Origin of the sequence: Streptomyces sp. NPDC093600 (assembly GCF_044764755.1) — a bacterium.
Classification (GTDB): Bacteria; Actinomycetota; Actinomycetes; order Streptomycetales; family Streptomycetaceae; genus Streptomyces.
The window spans coordinates 364,580-382,245 of the sequence record NZ_JBIWIU010000001.1 but is presented as its reverse complement, the minus strand read 5'-3'; the positions used below and the strand labels follow the sequence as shown (position 1 = coordinate 382,245).

General features: G+C 72.6%; 19 protein-coding genes and 1 tRNA gene. 6 read left to right on the top strand and 14 right to left on the bottom strand.

The features are described from left to right. Positions 1-657 carry an NAD(P)H-binding protein gene (locus ACIRB4_RS01905; protein WP_403287861.1) on the top strand — a complete coding sequence of 219 codons (657 nt, stop codon included), beginning with the start codon at positions 1-3 and terminating at the stop codon, positions 655-657. A 73-nt stretch (positions 658-730) separates the two neighbouring features. Here the strand turns inward: ACIRB4_RS01905 and ACIRB4_RS01900 are convergent. After that, positions 731-812 (bottom strand) — tRNA-Tyr (locus tag ACIRB4_RS01900). Positions 813-994: 182 nt separating this feature from the next. On the opposite strand from ACIRB4_RS01900, the gene ACIRB4_RS01895 reads away from it, so the two are divergent. The 4 genes from ACIRB4_RS01895 (at position 995) to ACIRB4_RS01880 (ending at position 4,017) form a co-directional block, all read left to right on the top strand. Next, the gene (locus tag ACIRB4_RS01895; RefSeq protein WP_403287860.1) at positions 995-1,483 is read left to right on the top strand and encodes a YajQ family cyclic di-GMP-binding protein; all 489 of its coding nucleotides are present in this window, start codon (positions 995-997) and stop codon (positions 1,481-1,483) included. Positions 1,484-1,576: 93 nt separating this feature from the next. After that, a complete protein-coding gene (locus ACIRB4_RS01890; RefSeq protein WP_403287859.1) occupies positions 1,577-2,083 on the top strand; it encodes a methylated-DNA--[protein]-cysteine S-methyltransferase in 507 nt (168 codons plus the stop codon). Next, a complete protein-coding gene (locus tag ACIRB4_RS01885) occupies positions 2,080-2,706 on the top strand; it encodes an alpha-ketoglutarate-dependent dioxygenase AlkB family protein (RefSeq protein ID WP_403287858.1) in 627 nt (208 codons plus the stop codon). The genes ACIRB4_RS01890 and ACIRB4_RS01885 overlap by 4 nt, the downstream gene beginning before the upstream one ends. A gap of 72 nt (positions 2,707-2,778) precedes the next feature. Continuing rightward, positions 2,779-4,017 carry an APC family permease gene (locus tag ACIRB4_RS01880; RefSeq protein ID WP_403287857.1) on the top strand — a complete coding sequence of 413 codons (1,239 nt, stop codon included), beginning with the start codon at positions 2,779-2,781 and terminating at the stop codon, positions 4,015-4,017. Positions 4,018-4,083: 66 nt separating this feature from the next. Here ACIRB4_RS01880 and ACIRB4_RS01875 read toward each other — a convergent pair whose 3' ends face one another. From ACIRB4_RS01875 to ACIRB4_RS01815, 13 genes are all read right to left on the bottom strand, one after another. Further along, complete coding sequence (locus ACIRB4_RS01875; protein ID WP_403287856.1) at positions 4,084-4,488, bottom strand: YccF domain-containing protein; 405 nt, start codon at positions 4,486-4,488, stop codon at positions 4,084-4,086. Then, positions 4,485-5,348: a zinc metalloprotease HtpX gene (gene htpX / locus ACIRB4_RS01870; protein WP_403287855.1), complete on the bottom strand. Its 864-nt coding sequence runs from the start codon at positions 5,346-5,348 to the stop codon at positions 4,485-4,487. The genes ACIRB4_RS01875 and htpX overlap by 4 nt, the downstream gene beginning before the upstream one ends. Positions 5,349-5,507: 159 nt before the next feature. Further along, the gene (gene mscL, locus ACIRB4_RS01865; protein ID WP_403287854.1) at positions 5,508-5,993 is read right to left on the bottom strand and encodes a large conductance mechanosensitive channel protein MscL; all 486 of its coding nucleotides are present in this window, start codon (positions 5,991-5,993) and stop codon (positions 5,508-5,510) included. 40 nt (positions 5,994-6,033) lie between these two features. Beyond that, a complete protein-coding gene (locus ACIRB4_RS01860) occupies positions 6,034-7,569 on the bottom strand; it encodes an NADH-quinone oxidoreductase subunit N (RefSeq protein ID WP_403287853.1) in 1,536 nt (511 codons plus the stop codon). After that, positions 7,566-9,119, bottom strand: coding sequence for a NuoM family protein (locus ACIRB4_RS01855; protein ID WP_403288642.1), 1,554 nt, complete (start codon positions 9,117-9,119; stop codon positions 7,566-7,568). The genes ACIRB4_RS01860 and ACIRB4_RS01855 overlap by 4 nt, the downstream gene beginning before the upstream one ends. 27 nt (positions 9,120-9,146) lie before the next feature. Beyond that, complete coding sequence (locus ACIRB4_RS01850; protein WP_403287852.1) at positions 9,147-11,138, bottom strand: NADH-quinone oxidoreductase subunit L; 1,992 nt, start codon at positions 11,136-11,138, stop codon at positions 9,147-9,149. Continuing rightward, a complete protein-coding gene (gene nuoK, locus ACIRB4_RS01845) occupies positions 11,135-11,506 on the bottom strand; it encodes an NADH-quinone oxidoreductase subunit NuoK (RefSeq protein WP_403287851.1) in 372 nt (123 codons plus the stop codon). Before nuoK ends, ACIRB4_RS01850 begins: the two co-directional genes overlap by 4 nt. Continuing rightward, positions 11,506-12,060, bottom strand: coding sequence for an NADH-quinone oxidoreductase subunit J (locus ACIRB4_RS01840; RefSeq protein ID WP_403287849.1), 555 nt, complete (start codon positions 12,058-12,060; stop codon positions 11,506-11,508). Before ACIRB4_RS01840 ends, nuoK begins: the two co-directional genes overlap by 1 nt. Next, positions 12,057-12,707: a 4Fe-4S binding protein gene (locus tag ACIRB4_RS01835; RefSeq protein ID WP_403287848.1), complete on the bottom strand. Its 651-nt coding sequence runs from the start codon at positions 12,705-12,707 to the stop codon at positions 12,057-12,059. Before ACIRB4_RS01835 ends, ACIRB4_RS01840 begins: the two co-directional genes overlap by 4 nt. Positions 12,708-12,814: 107 nt before the next feature. After that, a complete protein-coding gene (locus ACIRB4_RS01830; RefSeq protein WP_403287847.1) occupies positions 12,815-13,783 on the bottom strand; it encodes an NADH-quinone oxidoreductase subunit H in 969 nt (322 codons plus the stop codon). Continuing rightward, positions 13,780-15,120, bottom strand: a complete 1,341-nt coding sequence (locus tag ACIRB4_RS01825) for an NADH-quinone oxidoreductase subunit C (RefSeq protein WP_403287846.1) — start codon at positions 15,118-15,120, stop codon at positions 13,780-13,782. Before ACIRB4_RS01825 ends, ACIRB4_RS01830 begins: the two co-directional genes overlap by 4 nt. Beyond that, positions 15,117-15,743 carry an NADH-quinone oxidoreductase subunit B gene (locus tag ACIRB4_RS01820; RefSeq protein WP_403287845.1) on the bottom strand — a complete coding sequence of 209 codons (627 nt, stop codon included), beginning with the start codon at positions 15,741-15,743 and terminating at the stop codon, positions 15,117-15,119. The genes ACIRB4_RS01825 and ACIRB4_RS01820 overlap by 4 nt, the downstream gene beginning before the upstream one ends. Then, positions 15,734-16,135, bottom strand: a complete 402-nt coding sequence (locus ACIRB4_RS01815; protein ID WP_356886292.1) for an NADH-quinone oxidoreductase subunit A — start codon at positions 16,133-16,135, stop codon at positions 15,734-15,736. Before ACIRB4_RS01815 ends, ACIRB4_RS01820 begins: the two co-directional genes overlap by 10 nt. A gap of 186 nt (positions 16,136-16,321) precedes the next feature. Here ACIRB4_RS01815 and ACIRB4_RS01810 point away from each other — a divergent pair, with 186 nt between their 5' ends. Further along, positions 16,322-17,509: a sensor histidine kinase gene (locus ACIRB4_RS01810; RefSeq protein ID WP_403287843.1), complete on the top strand. Its 1,188-nt coding sequence runs from the start codon at positions 16,322-16,324 to the stop codon at positions 17,507-17,509. Positions 17,510-17,666 lie beyond the last annotated feature (157 nt).

Sequence of the window (17,666 nt, the reverse complement as noted above, 5' to 3'; positions counted from 1 at the left end):
ATGCGCATTGTCATCGCTGGAGGACACGGACAGATCGCCCTGCGTCTTGAGCGGCTGCTCTCGGCGGGCGGGCACGAGGCGGTCGGGATCATCCGCAGACCGGAACAGGCCGAGAACCTGCGTGCGGCGGGCGCCGAACCGGTCGTCCTGGACCTGGAGTCGGCCTCGGTGGACGAGGTGGCCGAGGTGCTGCGGGGCGCCGACGCGGCGGTCTTCGCGGCGGGCGCGGGACCGGGCAGCTCGGTGGAGCGCAAGGACACCGTGGACCGCGCGGCCGCGGTGCTCTTCGCGGACGCCGCCGAACGGGCGGGCGTACGGCGCTATGTCGTCGTCTCCTCCATGGGAGCCGACGCGGCCCACCCGGGCGACGAGGTCTTCGACGCCTACCTCCGCGCCAAGGGCGAGGCGGACGACGCCGTGCGCTCCCGGAACGCCCTGGACTGGACGATCCTGCGCCCCGGCATCCTCACGGACGACGCCGGCAAGGGCCTGGTCCGCCTGGAGGCCCACACGGGCCGCGGCCCGATCCCCCGCGACGACGTGGCGGCGGTCCTCGCGGAACTCCTCGACACCCCGGCCACGGCCGGCCTGACCCTGGAACTGATCAGCGGCTCGGCCCCGGTCTCGGTCGCGGTGAAGGCCGTGGCGGGCGAGTAGCGGCCCGCCGGTCCAAAATCAACAAGACGGCCCCTGATCGCGTTTCCGCAGATCAGGGGCCGTCTCTATCGCGTGGCGGCGCCAGGATTCGAACCTGGGTAGGCTAAGCCGACGGATTTACAGTCCGCTCCCATTGGCCACTCGGGCACACCGCCATGGGATGTCGCTGCCGGGAGCCGCTTTTCGGCGGTGCTCCGTGGCAACGACGTAAACGATACCCGATGCGTGGGGGTGGTTCGCCACCGGATTGATCAGCGGTTCGGGTGGGTGCGGGTGACTAGGCTTGCGTCGTAACGCCAACGGAACCCAACGCATTCGACGCAAGGAGCCACACGTCATGGCCGACTCCAGTTTCGACATCGTCTCCAAGGTCGAGCGGCAGGAGGTCGACAACGCCCTCAACCAGGCCGCTAAGGAGATCTCGCAGCGCTACGACTTCAAGGGCACGGACGCCTCGATCTCCTGGCAGGGCGAGAAGATCCTGATGCAGGCGAACGGCGAGGAGCGGGTCAAGGCGATCCTGGACATCTTCCAGACCAAGCTGATCAAGCGCGGGATCTCGCTGAAGTCGCTGGACGCGGGCGAGCCGCAGCTGTCCGGCAAGGAGTACAAGATCTTCGCCACGATCGAGGAGGGCATCTCCCAGGAGAACGCCAAGAAGGTCTCCAAGGTCATCCGCGACGAGGGCCCCAAGGGTGTCAAGGCACAGGTCCAGGGTGACGAGCTGCGGGTCAGCTCGAAGAGCCGGGACGACCTGCAGGCCGTGCAGGCGCTGCTCAAGGGCAAGGACTTCGATTTCGCCATCCAGTTCGTGAACTACCGGTAGGTCCACGACCTGCGTGTCCGGAAACCGCCAGCCGCCCGTGGCGGCCCCTCGCACACTGGACGACGGATGAGCGTGCGAGGAGAGGAACCAGCCATGACGCCGCAGACCGTGTACGCCCCCGTCGACGGCCCCCTCGGGGAGATGCTGCTGGTCGGTGGCGTCACCGAGGACGGTTCCACGGAGCTGGCGTCGCTCTCGCTGCCCGGCCAGAAGGGTGCCGTCACCGTCCAGGACGGCTGGCGGCACGCGCCCGAACTGTTCGCGGAGATCGCCGGGCAGCTGGGCGAGTACTTCGCCGGGCGGCGGGACCGTTTCGACGTCGTGTGCGCCGTGAGCGGTACGGACTTCCAGCGGCGCGTCTGGCGGGCCCTCGAGGACATTCCGTACGGCTCCACCGTCTCGTACGCGGACATCGCCCGCAGGGTCGGGGTGTCCGGGGCCGGGGTGCGGGCGGTCGGCACCGCGATCGGGCGCAATCCGCTGCTCGTGGTGCGGCCCTGCCACCGGGTGATCGGCGCGGACGGGACTCTGCGCGGGTACGCGGCCGGTCTCGAGCGCAAGGAGCGGTTGCTCGGGCTGGAAGGCGCCCTGGTGGGATGAGCGCGGAAGGGCTCTTTCCCCGCGAGCGGGCGGTCGTCGCGCCGGGCGCGGTGCATGTGCCCGGGTGGCTGCCGGGCGCGCGGCAGCGGGAGTTGGTCGCCGCCTGCCGGGAGTGGGGCCGTGGGCCCGTCTCGTACCGGCACACCGTGCTGCCGGGCGGCGGGGTGATGTCCGTGCGGTCGCTGTGCCTGGGCCGGCGGTGGGAGCCGTACCGCTATCTGCCGGGGATCGGTGTCGAACTGCCCGCCTGGCTCGCGGAGCTGGGGCGGGAGGCGCTGGTCGAGGCGTACGGCGAGCACGGGGGGTTCGCGCCGGACACGGCGTTGGTGAACTTCTACGACGCCGGGGCGAGGATGGGCATGCACCAGGACCGGGAGGAGCGGTCCGGTGCGCCGGTGGTGTCGTTGAGCCTCGGCGACACCTGCGTGTTCCGGTTCGGGAACACCGAGAGCCGCGGGCGGCCCTATACGGACGTGGAGTTGGCGTCGGGCGATCTCTTCGTCTTCGGCGGGCCGTCGCGGCTCGCGTACCACGGGGTGCCGAAGGTGCTGCCCGGCACGGCCGATCCGGAGCTGGGACTGACCGGCCGGCTGAACATCACCCTGCGGCAGACAGGGCTTTAGGGCGTTCGTCGAGCGGCGCGGGAGGGGGCCGTGCGCCGCGGTCCGGTCGTGGGACTGGTTAGGGTGCGGCGCATGACACAGGAACTGCGCCGTTCGCTCGGGGTGTTCGACGCCGTCGTCATCGGGCTGGGTTCGATGGTGGGGGCCGGGATCTTCGTGGCGCTCGCGCCGGCCGCCGGGGCGGCCGGTTCGGGGCTGCTTCCGGCGCTCGGCGTCGCCGCGGTCGTGGCGTACTGCAACGCCATGGCGTCGGCCCGGCTCGCGGCCCGCTATCCGGCCTCCGGGGGCACCTATGTGTACGGTCGCGAACGCCTGGGCCCGTTCTGGGGGTACCTGGCGGGCTGGGCGTTCGTCGTCGGCAAGACGGCCTCCTGCGCGGCGATGGCGCTGACGGTGGGGGCGTATCTGTGGCCGGAACAGGCCAACGCGGTGGCGGTGGCGGCCGTGGTGGCGCTGACGGCCGTGAACTACGGCGGTGTGCAGAAGTCGGCGCTGCTGACCCGGGTGATCGTGGCGCTCGTGCTCGCGGTCCTGGCGGCGGTGGTGGCGGTGTCGTTCGCGTCCGGGTCCGGGGAGTTCGAGCGGCTCGGGCTGGGCGCGGACGTGTCGGCGGGCGGGGTTCTGCAGGCGGCGGGGCTTCTCTTCTTCGCGTTCGCGGGGTACGCGCGGATCGCCACCCTCGGCGAGGAGGTGCGCGATCCGGCCCGGACGATCCCGCGAGCGGTGCCGCTGGCGCTCGGGATCGCGCTGGCCGTCTACGCGGCGGTCGCGGTGTGTGTCCTCGCCGTTCTGGGCCCGCAGGCCCTGGCCGCCTCGTCCGCGCCGCTCGCGGAGGCGGCCCGGGCGGCCGACGCGGGCTGGCTGGTGCCGGTGGTGCGGGTGGGGGCCGTGGTGGCGGCCCTGGGATCGCTGCTGTCGCTGATCCTGGGGGTGTCCCGTACGACGCTTGCGATGGCGCGTGACGGTCATCTGCCGGCCGGGCTCGCCGCCGTGCACCCGCGTTTCCAGGTGCCGCACCGGGCCGAGCTTGCGGTGGGTGCCGTGGTGGCCGTGGTGGCGGCGACGGCCGATGTGCGGGGCGCGATCGGCTTCTCCTCCTTCGGCGTGCTGGTCTATTACGGCATCGCCAACGCCTCCGCGTGGACGCTGGGCCGCTCGCACCGGGCTCTGGCGGCCGTGGGTCTGGCCGGCTGCGCGGTCCTGGCGTTCGCGCTGCCGCTGACCTCCGTGCTCGCGGGAGTGGGGGTGCTCGCGGCGGGTGTGGTGGCGTACGCGGTCACGCGGGGACGGCCCGTACGCCCGCGGCCGTGAGGGGCGTGGGCGGGGGCCCGTACACCCGCGGCCGTGAGGGCGCCCCACGCGGGGCTAAAAAGCCCTTTAGCGGGCCGCGTAGCCGTACGGGTAGGGCTCGTCCGTGGGGACGATCTCCTTGCCGAGGGGCAGCAGGGAGACCGGGACCAGCTTGAAGTTGGCGAGGCCCAGCGGGATGCCGATGATCGTGACGCAGAGCGCGATGCCGGTGACGATGTGGCCGAGCGCCAGCCACCAGCCGGCGAGGACCAGCCAGAGAACGTTGCCGACGCAGGAGGGCGCGCCCGCGTCGCGCCGGTCCACGACCGTGTGGCCGAAGGGCCACAGGGCGTAGACGCCGATGCGGAAGGCGGCGACCCCGAACGGGATGCCGATGATCGTGACGCACAGCAGGGCGCCGGCCAGGAGGTAGCCGAGGAACATCCACAGGCCGCACAGAACCAGCCAGATGACGTTGAGGATTGTCTTCACGGGCGGCGACCTGCCATCTGTTCGAGTCGGGAGATGCGCTCCGCCATCGGCGGGTGCGTCGAGAACATCCTGGACAGTCCCTGTCCTGGCCGGAACGGGTTCGCGATCATCATGTGGCTCGCGGTCTCGATCTTCGGCTCGGGCGGCAGCGGGAGCTGCTTCGTGCCGGCTTCGAGCTTGCGCAGGGCACTGGCCAGGGCCAGCGGGTCGCCGGTGAGCTGGGCGCCGGAGGCGTCCGCCTCGTACTCCCGGGAGCGGCTGATGGCGAGCTGGATGACGGAGGCGGCGACGGGGCCGAGGATCATGATCAGCAGCATGCCGAGGAGGCCGGGTCCTTCGTCGTCGCTGGAGCGGCCGACGGGGATCAGCCAGGCGAAGTTGACCAGGAACATGATCACGGACGCGAGGGCGCCGGCGACCGAGGAGATCAGGATGTCCCGGTTGTAGACGTGGCTCAGTTCATGGCCGATGACGCCGCGCAGCTCGCGCTCGTCGAGGAGCCGCAGGATGCCCTCCGTGCAGCAGACGGCGGCGTTGCGCGGGTTGCGGCCGGTGGCGAAGGCGTTGGGGGCCTGGGTGGGCGAGATGTAGAGCCGGGGCATCGGCTGGCGGGCCTGGGTGGAGAGCTCGCGCACCATCCGGTAGAGGGCGGGGGCCTCGAACTCGCTGACCGGCCGGGCCCGCATGGCGCGCAGGGCCAGCTTGTCGCTGTTCCAGTAGGCGTACGCGTTGGTGCCGAGCGCCACGAACAGCGCGACGATCAGCCCCGTACGTCCGAAGAAGCTGCCGATGACGATGATGAGGGCCGAGAGCCCTCCGAGGAGTACGGCGGTCCTCAGCCCGTTGTGCCGGCGGTGCACGGTACGCCCTCCAAGTCGTGCGGCAGGGGAACCCTTGCTCGGTGCTGGTCCACTGGTCCAGTGGACCCTCCCGTACTGGTCAACGCCAGGCGGGAGGCGCGGGTTCCCCTGGGGGCACGGAGGGCGGCGTGGGCCGTCCGGGTGACGGGGGGCGGTCGGTCAGCGCGCGGCGGGGACCGCGGTCTTCTCCAGGGGGCTGTCCAGGGAGCTGTCGAGGGCGCTGCCGATCGCCGTGGCCACCTCGACGTGGCTGGTGCAATGCGCGCAGCGGGTGGCGACGGCCGGGATCTCGCTGAAGCAGTCGGGGCAGTCGCGCTTCTCGGACTTGATGTCGGTCTCCTGGCGGGCGAACCGCTCCTGGATCTTCGTCATGGGGACGACGACGAGGAAGTAGAGCACCGCGGCGGTGATGACGAAGGCGATCGCGGCGGCGATGAGCAGGCCGTACGGGAAGACGGCGCCGCGGATGGTGAAGCTGGCCTCGCTGAAGTCGCCGACCGAGCCGGTGGCGAGGCCGATGAGCGGGGTGATGAACGCCTTGCTGAAGCCGGTGACGACGGCCGTGAACGCCGATCCGACGGCCAGACCGATGGCCAGGGAAATGACGTTTCCGCGGAGGATGAAGTCCTTGAAGCCGTTCAGCACGGGTGATGCTCCTTGGTGCGTCTCTGTCGGGGCGACAGGGTCAGAAGAGGCTGTTCGCCGCGAAACGGAGGGCGAACTGCGGGTAGCCCGACAGTACGACGCCCGCGACGGCGGTCAGCGCGATCGCCGCGGTCAGCGGAGCGGGGACGCGGTGGCTGACCGGCTCCGCCTTCGGGGCGCGGAAGAGGAGCGCCGTCCACCGAAGGTAGTAGTAGAGGGCGATCACGACGTTGACGCCCATGACGACGGCCAGCCAGCCGAGTCCGGCGTCGACCGCCGCCGAGAAGACGGTGACCTTGGCGAAGAGGCCGATGATGCCGGGCGGCAGGCCGGCCAGGTTGAGCAGGAAGAAACCCATGGTGAGGGCGGTCAGCGGCCGGGTGGCGTACAGGCCGCGGTAGTCGGCGATCCGGTTCTCGGGCCGGCTGCGGGCGACCAGCGCGGCCACCGCGAAGGCGCCGAGGTTCACGACGGCGTACATCAGCGCGTACGCGACGGTGGCGCCGATCTGGTCGTCGCTGGAGTACGCGGCGGCGGCGATCGGCACCAGGAGGTAGCCGGCCTGGGCGACGGAGGACCAGGCGAGCAGCCGGACCGCGCTCCACGCGCGTGTGGAGACCTGCCGCAGGGCGGCCACGTTGCCGACGGTCATGGTGAGCGCGGCGAGCACGGCGAGCGCCGGGCCCCAGACGTGCGCGTACGAGGGGAAGGCGACGACGGTCACGAGGATGAGGCCGGTGAAGCCGACGGCCTTGCCGACCACGGAGAGGTAGCCGGCGACGGGCAGCGGGGCGCCGACGTAGGTGTCGGGGACCCAGAAGTGGAAGGGGACGGCGGCCGTCTTGAAGGCGAAGCCGATCAGGGTGAGGACCACGCCCGCCTCGGCGAGGGTCTGCAGCTGGGCGGGGACGTCGTCGAGCCGCTGGGCGATCTCGGGGAGGTGGAGGGTGCCGGTGGCGGCGTACACGAAGCTGACGCCGAGCAGGGTCACGGCGGTCGCGGCGACCGAGGAGAGGAAGAACTTCAGCGCGGCCTCGCTGGACATCCGGTCGCCGCGGCGCAGGCCCACGAGGGCGAAGGCGGGCAGCGAGGCCACTTCGAGGGCGACGACGAGGGTGGCGAGGTCCCGCGAGGCGGGCAGCAGCGCGGCGCCCGCGGCCGAGGAGAGCAGCAGGAACCAGTACTCCCCCGCCGGCAGCTTCTCCTCGGTGTCGGGGAGCGAGAGCAGGGCGGTGAGGAGCGCCCCGCCGAGCACCAGGAACTGGATGACCAGCGTGAAGTGGTCGGCGGTGTAGCTGCAGCCGGCGGCTCCGGAGGCGGCCCGCGCCATGGAGGCGGCCTCGGCGGCCTCGGGGGTGAGGCAGAAGGTCGAGCGGTCGCCGGCGCGCAGCGGGATCAGCAGGGCGATCGCGGCGACGAGTCCGGCGATCGCGGTCCAGCCGAGGAGCCGCTTGCGGTGGGCGGGGACGAAGAGGTCGGCGACGAGTACGGCGAGGCCGGCCACCGCGGTGAGGGTGGGCGGCGCGATCGTGAGCCAGTCGACGGACTGGACGAGGCTCGCGGCTGTTGGGGTCACTGCTTGCCTCCGGCGAGGAGCTGCTGCACGGCCGGGTCGGTGAGGCCGAGGAGGACCGCGGGCCACAGGCCGGCGAGGACGGTGAGGGCGACGAGCGGGGTCCAGGCGGCGAACTCGTAGCCCTGGACGTCGGCGATGGCCGTCTCGCCGCTGGGGCGGGGGCCGCCCATGCAGACGCGGCGGACGACGACGAGGAGGTAGGCGGCGGTGAGCAGGGTGCCGAAGGCGCCGATCGCCATGAAGGTGAGGAAGGCGGGGCGGCTGAGGCCGTCCGCCGGGTCGAAGGCGCCGAACAGGGCCAGCATCTCGCCCCAGAACCCGGCGAGTCCGGGCAGGCCGAGGGAGGCGACGGCGGCGAACGCGAGCAGTCCGCCCAGGCGGGGCGCGCGGCCGTAGAGGGCGGCGCCGGTGGCCCCGGCGAGGGTGTCGAGGTCGGCGGTGCCGTACCGGTCCTTGAGGGCGCCGACGAGGAAGAACAGCAGGCCGGTGATGAGGCCGTGGGCGATGTTGGCGAAGAGGGCGCCGTTGACGCCGGTGGGGGTCATGGTCGCGATGCCGAGGAGCACGAAGCCCATGTGGCCGACAGAGGAGTACGCGATCAGACGCTTCAGGTCCCCCTTGCCGCCGGGCCTGGCGAGGGCGAGGCAGGCGAGGGATCCGTAGATGACGCCGGCGACGGCGAAGGCGGCGAGGTAGGGGGCGAAGACCCGCATGCCGTCGGGGGCGATCGGCAGGACGATCCGTACGAAACCGTACGTGCCCATCTTCAGCAGGACGCCGGCGAGGAGGACGGAGCCGACGGTCGGGGCGGCGGTGTGGGCGTCCGGGAGCCAGCTGTGCAGGGGCCACATCGGGGTCTTCACGGCGAGCCCGATCCCGATCGCCAGAACGGCGATGACCTGCACGGATGTGGTCAGTCCACGGCCGTTGTCAGTGGCCAGTGCCACCATGTCGAACGTGCCCGCCTTCAGGCCGATGAGGAGCAGGCCGAGCAGCATGACGACGGAGCCGAGGAGGGTGAAGAGGATGAACTTCCAGGCGGCGGCCTGCCTGCCCTCGCCGCCCCAGCGGGCGATGAGGAAGTACATCGGGATGAGGACCATCTCGAAGGCGAGGAAGAACAGCAGGAGGTCGGAGACGGCGAAGGTCGCCAGGGTGCCGGACTCGAGGACGAGCAGCAGGGCGACGAAGGCCTTGGGGGAAGGCCCGCTCGGCATCTTGAAGTAGCTGTAGAGCGCGCAGAGGAAGGTCAGCAGCGCGGTCATGACCAGGAGGGGGAGGGAGATGCCGTCGACGCCGAGGTGGATGCGCACGTCGAGTGCGGGGATCCAGGTGATGTCCGTGCTCGCCTGCATCCTCGACGGCCGGCTGTGGTCGAAGCCGAGGGTGAGGACGATCGTGGCGGCGAGGATCACGCCGGTGACGATCACGCCGTGGCGGAGCACGGCCTGGTCGGGTGAGGTGCCTTTCAGCCCGGGCGGGGCCGGGAGGAGAGCGGCGGCGGCGCCGACGAGCGGGCCGGCGACGATCAACGCGAGAAGGAACTGCATCACGGATTCGCTGATATCGATCACGGCTCACGCTCCGGCGGCGACGAGGACGGCGGCGATCGCCAGGACGACGGAGCCGGCGAGCAGGGCGCTGAGGTAGGTCTGCACGTTGCCGGTCTGGGCGCGGCGGACGAGCCATCCCAGCCAGTTGGTGCCGGTGCCCGCGCCGCTGACGTAGGTGTCGACGACCTCGCGGTCCAGGAAGCGGACCAGGGAGGCGGCGGCCAGGACGGGGCGGACGAAGAGGGTGCGGTAGACGGCGTCCAGGTGGAAGCCGGTGACCGCGTGGCGGTGCAGCGGGCCGAGGAGGACGCGGCCGGGGTCGGCGGGGTCGGGGGCGGAGGCCACATCGCCGTAGACGGGGGCGTGGGCGGCGATCGCCTCGGCCTCGACGTGGCCGGCGTCGCCCTCCGGGTGGGCGGCGACGGCACCGAGCGGGGTGCGGGCGGCGAGGGCGCGGGTGCGCTGCCAGACGGCGTAGGTGACGGCGGCGCCGATGACGGCGATGCCCGTGCCGAGGACGGCGGTGGTGGCGGTCGGGGTGAGGGCCTGGCCGTCGAACCAGTCGTCGAGGTGGGTGACGGTGAGACCGAAGCCGAGGGAGGGGACGGCGAGCACCCAGAGGACCGTGGTCATGGCGATCGGCTGGCGGCCGTGGTCGGGGACCTCGGTGCCACGGCCGCGGAAGGCGAGGAGCCAGAGGCGGGTCGCGTAGGCGGCGGTGAGCAGGGCGGTGAGCAGGCCCGCGACGAGGACGGTCCAGCCGGCCCCGGCGGGGGCGACGGTCCGGTCTCCGAGGGCGGTGTGCTCGGCGGCCACGAGGACGGCTTCCTTGGAGAAGAAGCCGGCGAACGGCGGGAGGGCGGCCAGGGCGAGCAGGGCGACGGTCATCGTCCAGTACGCGTCGGGGATCCGCTTGGTCAGGCCGCTCATCCGGGACATCGCGGAGAGCGAGTTGGTGCCGGCGGCGTGGATGATCGCGCCGGCGGCGAGGAAGAGCAGCGCTTTGAAGGCGCCGTGGGACAGGAGGTGGAAGACGGCGGCGCCGCGGTCGCCGACGGCCAGGGCGCCCGCCATGTAGCCGAGCTGGCCGATGGTCGAGTAGGCGAGGACCCGCTTGATGTCGTCCTGGGCGAGGGCGGCGAGCGCCGAGCCGACCATCGTGACGGCGGCCATCACGGCGAGCACGGTCAGCGCCGCGGCGGAGGCGGCGAAGACGGGGAGGAGCCGGGCGATGAAGTAGATGCCGGCGGCGACCATCGTGGCCGCGTGGATCAGCGCCGAGACGGGGGTGGGGCCGGCCATCGCGTCGGGGAGCCAGGTGTGCAGCGGGAACTGCGCGGACTTGCCCGCCACGCCGGCGAGGAGCAGCAGCGCGATCAGCGTGGGGTGGTCGAGGCCGCCCGCGGCGACGGCGCCGAGGATCCCGCCGATCCGGAAGGTGCCCGCGTCGGCGGCGAGCGCGAACAGACCGATCAGGAACGGGACGTCGCCGAGCTTGGTGACCAGGAAGGCCTTCAGGGAGGCGGCGCGCGCCTCGGGGGTCTCCCAGTAGTGCCCGACGAGGAAGTACGAGCAGATGCCCATGATCTCCCAGCCGACCAGCAGCACCATCAGGTCGCCGGAGTAGACGACGAGCAGCATCGCGGAGGTGAAGAGGGAGACGAGCGAGGCGTACGAGGGGTAGCGCGGGTCGTCGCGGAGGTACCCGGTGGAGTAGATCTGCACGCAGCCGGCGACGACGCAGACCAGGACGGCGGCGAGGGCGGCGAAGCCGTCGAGGCGCAGGGCCAGGTCGATGGGGACCGAGCCGGTGGGGGTGAGCTGGGTGGCTGCCTCGATGGTCCGGCCGCCGCCCTGGCGGACGGCGACGAGGACGGCGAGGACGGCCGCGGCCAGGGTCGGCAGGACGGCCAGCGGGCGGACGAAGCCGGGCGCGGTGCGGCCCAGGAGGAGACCGGCGGCGGCGCCGAGGAAGGGCAGGAGGGGGACGAGGACGGCGAGGGTCGTGGTGGTCACGCGGTGGCCTCGGCCTTCTCGTCGCCGGACGTGGAGGTCTCGTCGGACGCGGGGGCCCCGTCGGTCTCCGCGGTGTCGCGGAGCCGGTCGACGTCCGAGGTGCCGCCGTTGCGGTACACCATCAGGACGATCGCGAGGCCGATGCCGATCTCGGCGGCGGCGATGGCGATGACGAAGAGGGTGAGTGCCTGGCCGGCGTGGAGGGTGTCGCGGAGCCAGACGTCGAAGGCGACGAGGTTGAGGTTGACGGCGTTGAGCATCAGCTCGACGGACATCAGGACCAGGATCGCGTTGCGGCGGGCGAGGACGCCGTAGAGGCCGACGCAGAAGAGGAGGGCGGCGAGGACGGCGGGGTAGGCGAGGTGCATCAGCGCGGTCCTTCCTCGGGGCGGTCCTTGCGGGAGAGGACGATCGCGCCGACCAAGGCGGCCAGGAGGAGGACGGACAGGGCCTCGAAGGGCAGCACCCAGTGCCGGAAGAGGATCTCGCCGGTCACCTTGGTGGAGCCCTGGGCCGGTCCGTCCAGGTCGATCCAGGTCGTACGGAACGCGTCGACGACGACCCAGACGAGTGCGGCGGCCGCGGCCAGGGCGACCGCGAGGGCGACCGGGCGGTTGCCGGAGTCGGCATCCGGGGAGCGGCCGATGGGGGCCTTGGTGAGCATGAGACCGAAGAGGAGGAGGACGACGACGGAGCCGACGTAGATCAGCACCTGGACCCAGGCGATGAACTCGGCGGTGAGGAGGAGGTACTCGACGGCGATGCCGCCGAGCGTCACGACCAGCCACAGGGCGGCGTGGACGAGCTGCCGGGTGGTGACGGTGACGAGGGCCGCGCCGAGGGTGACGAGGCCGACGAGCAGGAAGGCGATCTCGACGCCGGAGGGCGAGAGGAAGCCGGGCTGGGCGGCGGCGAGGCTCACGCGGGGCCTCCCTCGGGGGTGCCGGGGGTCTCGGGGGTGGCGGGACCGCCGGGAGCCTCCGAGGCGCCGGGGGTCTTCGGGGTGGCGGGACCGCCGGGGGCCTCCGAGCCGGACTCAGCCTTGGGCTGCGCCTCGGCCTGGGACTGGGCCTCGGCCTGGACCTGGGCCCGGGTCGCGGCTTCTGCGGCGGCCTGCTTCTCGACCGCCTTGCGGGCCGCGGCGATCTCCTTCGGCTCCTCCGCCGCCGGGTCGAGCGCGGGCGGCTCGGGGACCGTCCACATCCACTCCCGGAGCTTGTCGCGCTCGTGTGTGAGGTCGTGGATGTCCGTCTCCGCGTACTCGAACTCGGGCGACCAGAACAGCGCGTCGAAGGGGCACACCTCGATGCAGATACCGCAGTACATGCAGAGGGAGAAGTCGATGGCGAAGCGGTCGAGGACGTTGCGGCTGCGCTCACGGCCGCCGGGCGCGGCGGCCGGGATCGTCTCCTTGTGGGAGTCGATGTAGATGCACCAGTCGGGGCACTCGCGGGCGCAGAGCATGCAGACCGTGCAGTTCTCCTCGAACAGCCCGATGACCCCGCGGCTGCGGGGCGGCAGCTCGGGCTGGACGTCGGGGTACTGGGCGGTGTGCGCGCGCTTGGTCATCGTGCGCAGGGTGACGGCGAGGCCTTTCGCCAGGCCGCTGCCCGGGAATGAACGGGGCCGCCCGGAGGGCGTCGTTGCGGGGTGGTGGCCGGGAGACGGGCGGGACATCAGTTGATCGCCACCTTCACGATGCCGGTGAGCGCGATCTGCGCGAGGGCGAGGGGGACGAGCGTCGTCCAGGCGAGCTTCTGGAGCTGGTCCTCGCGCAGGCGGGGGTAGCTCACGCGCAGCCAGATGACGACGAAGGCGAGGACCGCGGTCTTGAGCAGGGTCCAGACCCAGCCGAGGCCGTCGGCGCCGAAGGGGCCGTGCCAGCCGCCGAGGAAGAGGACGGCGGTCAGACCGCAGAGGACGACGATGCCGGCGTACTCGGCGAGGAGGAAGAGCGCGAAGCGGAGGCCGGTGTACTCGGTGTACGCGCCGAAGATGATCTCCGAGTCGGCGACGGGCATGTCGAACGGCGGGCGCTGGAGCTCGGCGAGGCCGGCGACGAAGAAGACGAGCGCGCCGACGATCTGCCAGGGCAGCCACCACCACTCGAAGGCGTTCAGGATGCCGGGGAGGGAGACGGTGCCGGCGGCCATCGCGACGGAGGCGGCGGCGAGGAGCATCGGCAGCTCGTAGGAGAGGAGCTGGGCGGCGGTGCGGAGCCCTCCGAGCAGGGAGAACTTGTTGGCGGAGGCCCAGCCGGCCATGAGACTGCCGAGGACGCCGACGCCCATCACGGCGAGGACGAAGAAGATGCCCGCGTCGACGAGTACGCCGACGGCTCCCTCGCTCGGGCCGATGGGGATGGCGACGAGGACGAGGAGGTACGGGAGGAGGGCGACGGCGGGGGCGAGCTGGAAGACGCGGCGGTCGGCGTTGGCCGGGACCACGTCCTCCTTCTGCGCGAACTTCACCCCGTCGGCGACGAGCTGGGCCCAGCCGTGGAAGCCGCCGGCGTACATGGGGCCGAGGCGGCCCTGCATGTGGGCCATGACCTTGTGCTCGGTCTGCCCGATGACGAGGGGCAGGACCAGGAACACGCCGAAGACGACGAGCAGCCGGAGGGCGACGTCGAGTGCGTCGTTCACGCGGGATCGCCTCCGGCGGGGTGGTGGGTGGACGGGTTCTCCGGCGAACCGCCCTCGGGGTCGGGAGCGGGGGCCGGTTCGGGGGCCGGGGTCGGCTCGGCGGCCGGGGTCTCGGGGCCCGGTTCGGGGGCCGGGGTCGGCTCGGCGGCCGAGGTCTCGGGGCCCGGTTCGGGGGCCGGGGTCGGCTCGGCGGCCGGGGCCGATTCGGTGGCCGGGCTCTCCGGGGCCGATTCGGTGGCCGGGCTCTCCGGGGCCGGTTCGGGGGCCGGGCTCTCCGGGGCCGGTTCGGTGGCCGGTTCGGCCGACGGCTCGGGGGCCTGTGCCGGTTCTCCGGCAGCCGCGGGCTCGTCCTCGAAGGCCGGGCGGGCGTGGTGCCAGGGGGCGTCCGCGCTGCGGGTGCGGCGCGGCGGGGTGGGCGGGGTCGTGCCGGCCTGGCTCGCCGAGCCGTCGGCCGCGCTGCGGGTGCGGCGCGGCGGGCGGGTCTGGGGAGTCGCCTCCGTACCAATGTCCGTACCGCTGTCCGTGCCGTCGGCGCTCGGTGTCTCGGTGCGCTGCGTCGCCGAACCCTCGCTCACGGAGCGCGAGCGGCGGGCCGGGCGCGCGGCGCCCGCTTCCGGGGCTGCCGCCGGGGCCTCGGCCGCCTGGCTCGCCGAGCCCTCCGCCGTCGTACGCGCGCGGCGCGGGGTGGCCACGGCCGGTGCCGCGCCCTCCGTCGCCGTGCGGGCGCGCGCCGTGCGGGCGGGGCGGGCCGGGGCAGGGGGGAGCTGGCCCTTGAGGGGGCCCCAGTCGTTGGGGTCGGGGACGCCCGGCGGGAGCATCTGACGGCGCTTCGGGCCACCGTGCTCGGACTCCCCCGGCTCCTTCGCGCCCGGCCACGCCTTCGCGACGCGCGCCGCAAGCACGAAGTCCTTGCGGAGGGGGTGGCCCTCGAAGTTCTCCGGGAGGAGCAGCGGTGCGAGGTTCGGGTGGTCGGTGAAGGTGACGCCGAACATCTCGTGCGTCTCGCGCTCGTGCCAGGCCGCACCGGCGTAGACCCCCACCGCCGTCGGCAGGGACGCCGCCTCGTGCGGGACGGTCGTGCGCACCAGGAGGCGGCGGACCGTGCCGCCCTCCAGCGCGACCACGTGCGCGCAGACGCGGAAGCCCGTGCCCGGCTCGTCGACGGCGCTCAGCCAGTCGAAGTACGTGCAGCCCAGCGTGGACCGGGCGGTCTCCAGGGCCGCGATCCACGAGTCCGCCGGCACGTCGACCGTGAGCAGGTCGTACGCCCGTTCCGCCGTCGCCTCCTCACCGAAGACCTCGGTGACGGCGTCCGGCAGGGTGTCGTACGCGTTCACTTCTCACCGCCCGGCGGGGTGACCAGACCGCTGGTCAGCTGGCCCACGGAGGGACCCGAGTACCGCTCCCCCAGGGACTCCCGGGCGATCTTCTCCTGGAGCTTCAGGATCCCCTGGAGCAGCGCCTCCGGCCGCGGCGGGCAGCCGGGGACGTAGACGTCGACGGGGATGATCTGGTCGACGCCCTTCGTCACCGCGTACGAGTCCCAGTAGGGGCCGCCGCAGTTCGAGCAGGCGCCGAAGGAGATGACGTACTTGGGCTCGGGCATCTGTTCGTAGAGACGCCTCACCGCCGGCGCCATCTTGTCGGTCACCGTGCCGGAGACGATCATCAGGTCGGCCTGACGCGGTCCGGGCGCGAAGGGGATGACACCGAGCCGGATGAAGTCGTGGCGGGCCATCGACGCGGCGATGAACTCGATCGCGCAGCAGGCGAGGCCGAAGTTGAAGACCCAGAGGCTGTAGCGGCGGCCCCAGTTCAGGACCACCTTCATCGGCTCGGGAGCGAGCCGGGCGAGAGGACCGAGCGTGGGGGCCGGCAGCGGTGTCGGATGCGACGGCCGCCCGGCTGCCGGGACGGGCCCGGTCCGGGGCGTCTGCGAGGTCTGCGGGGTCACGTCCATGTCAGGACGCCCTTCTTGTACGCGTAGAGCAGTCCCACGGCCAGGAAGCCGAGGAAGATGAACATCTCGACCAGCGTCGTCGCGCCGTAGCCGGGCGCCGCGAAGACCGTCGCCCAGGGGAAGAGGAAGATCGAGTCCACGGCGAAGATGACGTACAGAAAAGCGTAGACGTAGTAGCGGACCTGTGTGTGCGCCCAGCCCTCGCCGACCGGGTCGACGCCGCACTCGTACGTCAGCAGCTTCTCCGGCGTCGGCGCGACGGGCCGCAGCAGCCGGCCCGCGCCGAAGGCGATGGCGACGAAGAGCACGCCGAGGGCGGCGAGCAGCCCGACGACGGAGTACGTCTGGAAGTAGTCCGCCGCGAGTCCCGCCCGTACGGTCGGATCCGGCACGTCCACCCCTCGCTCCCTGCCCGTATCGACGATCTGTACGCACGGGAGTCTAGGCCCTCGTAAAGAGCGGGTAAGCGGTTGTGTCGAGGAGTGGGCACGGGCGGGTCACGGGTGGGGATATCCCTACTTCCGCCCACCCACGGACCCCATGGCGCCGCCGGACTCCCGACCGGCAGGCTTGGGCCCATGAGCGTCGACACCGAAAGCCCCGACAGCGAAAGCCCTGACAGCGACGGCGACAGACTGCCGCCCGCGCGCCTCGCGTACGGCCGGCACACCTGGAAGGAGGTCTCCTTCCTCCTCGCCAATCTGCCGTTCGCGCTGGTCGGTTTCGCGTACGCGGTGGTGTCGGTCCTCCTCGGAGTGGGCCTGGCCGTCACCGTGATCGGTCTGCCGCTCCTCGCCCTCGGTCTGGCCGGGGCGCGCGGGATGGGCCGGGCCGAGCGGGCGAGGGCCCGGGCGCTGCTCGGGGTACAGGTGGAGGAACCCAGTCCGCTCCCCCGCCGGCACGGCCTCCTGCCCTGGCTGTGGACGGCGTTGAAGGATCCGGTCGCCTGGCGGGCCGTGCTGTACGGGTTCATCCGGCTGCCCTGGGGAGTCGTGACGTTCGCCGTGACCCTGGTCGGGCTGATCGTGCTCTGGCCCGTACTGCCGTTCATCGCGCGCGGTCTGGCCAACGCCGACCGGGCCATGGTCCGCGGCCTGCTGTCACCCTCGGACGAGCTGGAGCGACGGGTCGCCGAACTGGAGTCGGACCGGGGCGTGGTCGTGGACACGGCCGCCGCCGACCTGCGCCGGATCGAGCGCGATCTGCACGACGGCGCGCAGGCCCGGCTCGTGGCGCTGGCGATGGGGCTCGGGCTGGCGAAGGAGAAGCTCCTCGAGGACCCGGAGGCGGCGGCCGCGATGGTCGACGAGGCGCACGGCGAGGTGAAGCTGGCGCTGCAGGAGCTGCGCGATCTGGCGCGGGGCATCCATCCGGCGGTCCTCACCGACCGCGGTCTGGACGCGGCCCTGTCCGCCGTCGCCGCCCGGTGCACGGTGCCGGTGAGGGTGACCGTCGATCTGGACCGGCGACCGGCCGAGGCCATCGAGGGCATCGCGTACTTCACCGTCTCCGAGCTGCTCCAGAACGTCTCCAAGCACGCGCGGGCGCGCTCCGCGTCGGTGGAGGTGTGGCGCCGGGACGACCGGCTGCTGCTCCAGGTACGGGACGACGGCCGCGGCGGGGCGCGGCTGGACGGCGGCACGGGGATGGCGGGCCTTGCGGACCGGCTGGGGGCGGTGGACGGGGTCTTCGTCCTCGACTCGCCGCAGGGAGGTCCGACGACGGTCACGGCGGAGCTGCCGTGGCGGGAGCGGGCGGGCGCGTGAACCAGACGGCGTGAGCCCGGCGGGCGGGGCGTGAAAGGGCGGGCGCGTGAGCCCGGCAGGCGCCGGGGAGCTGCGCGTTTCGCGCGCGGTCCGGCGCCCGTGCCCGCCCGCGGCCCGGCGCCGGTATCCACCTCCGCCCCGTCCCGGGTGGTAGGGA

What these genes read in the sequence shown, in the direction of transcription:
- ACIRB4_RS01905 (WP_403287861.1), top strand. Translation starts at nt 1, where the DNA reads ATGCGCATTGTCATCGCTGGAGGACACGGACAGATCGCCCTGCGTCTT.
- ACIRB4_RS01895 (WP_403287860.1), top strand. Translation starts at nt 995, where the DNA reads ATGGCCGACTCCAGTTTCGACATCGTCTCCAAGGTCGAGCGGCAGGAG.
- ACIRB4_RS01890 (WP_403287859.1), top strand. Translation starts at nt 1,577, where the DNA reads ATGACGCCGCAGACCGTGTACGCCCCCGTCGACGGCCCCCTCGGGGAG.
- ACIRB4_RS01885 (WP_403287858.1), top strand. Translation starts at nt 2,080, where the DNA reads ATGAGCGCGGAAGGGCTCTTTCCCCGCGAGCGGGCGGTCGTCGCGCCG.
- ACIRB4_RS01880 (WP_403287857.1), top strand. Translation starts at nt 2,779, where the DNA reads ATGACACAGGAACTGCGCCGTTCGCTCGGGGTGTTCGACGCCGTCGTC.
- ACIRB4_RS01855 (WP_403288642.1), bottom strand. Translation starts at nt 9,119, where the DNA reads ATGCAGTTCCTTCTCGCGTTGATCGTCGCCGGCCCGCTCGTCGGCGCC.
- nuoK (WP_403287851.1), bottom strand. Translation starts at nt 11,506, where the DNA reads ATGCACCTCGCCTACCCCGCCGTCCTCGCCGCCCTCCTCTTCTGCGTC.
- ACIRB4_RS01835 (WP_403287848.1), bottom strand. Translation starts at nt 12,707, where the DNA reads ATGACCAAGCGCGCGCACACCGCCCAGTACCCCGACGTCCAGCCCGAG.
- ACIRB4_RS01820 (WP_403287845.1), bottom strand. Translation starts at nt 15,743, where the DNA reads ATGGACGTGACCCCGCAGACCTCGCAGACGCCCCGGACCGGGCCCGTC.
- ACIRB4_RS01810 (WP_403287843.1), top strand. Translation starts at nt 16,322, where the DNA reads ATGAGCGTCGACACCGAAAGCCCCGACAGCGAAAGCCCTGACAGCGAC.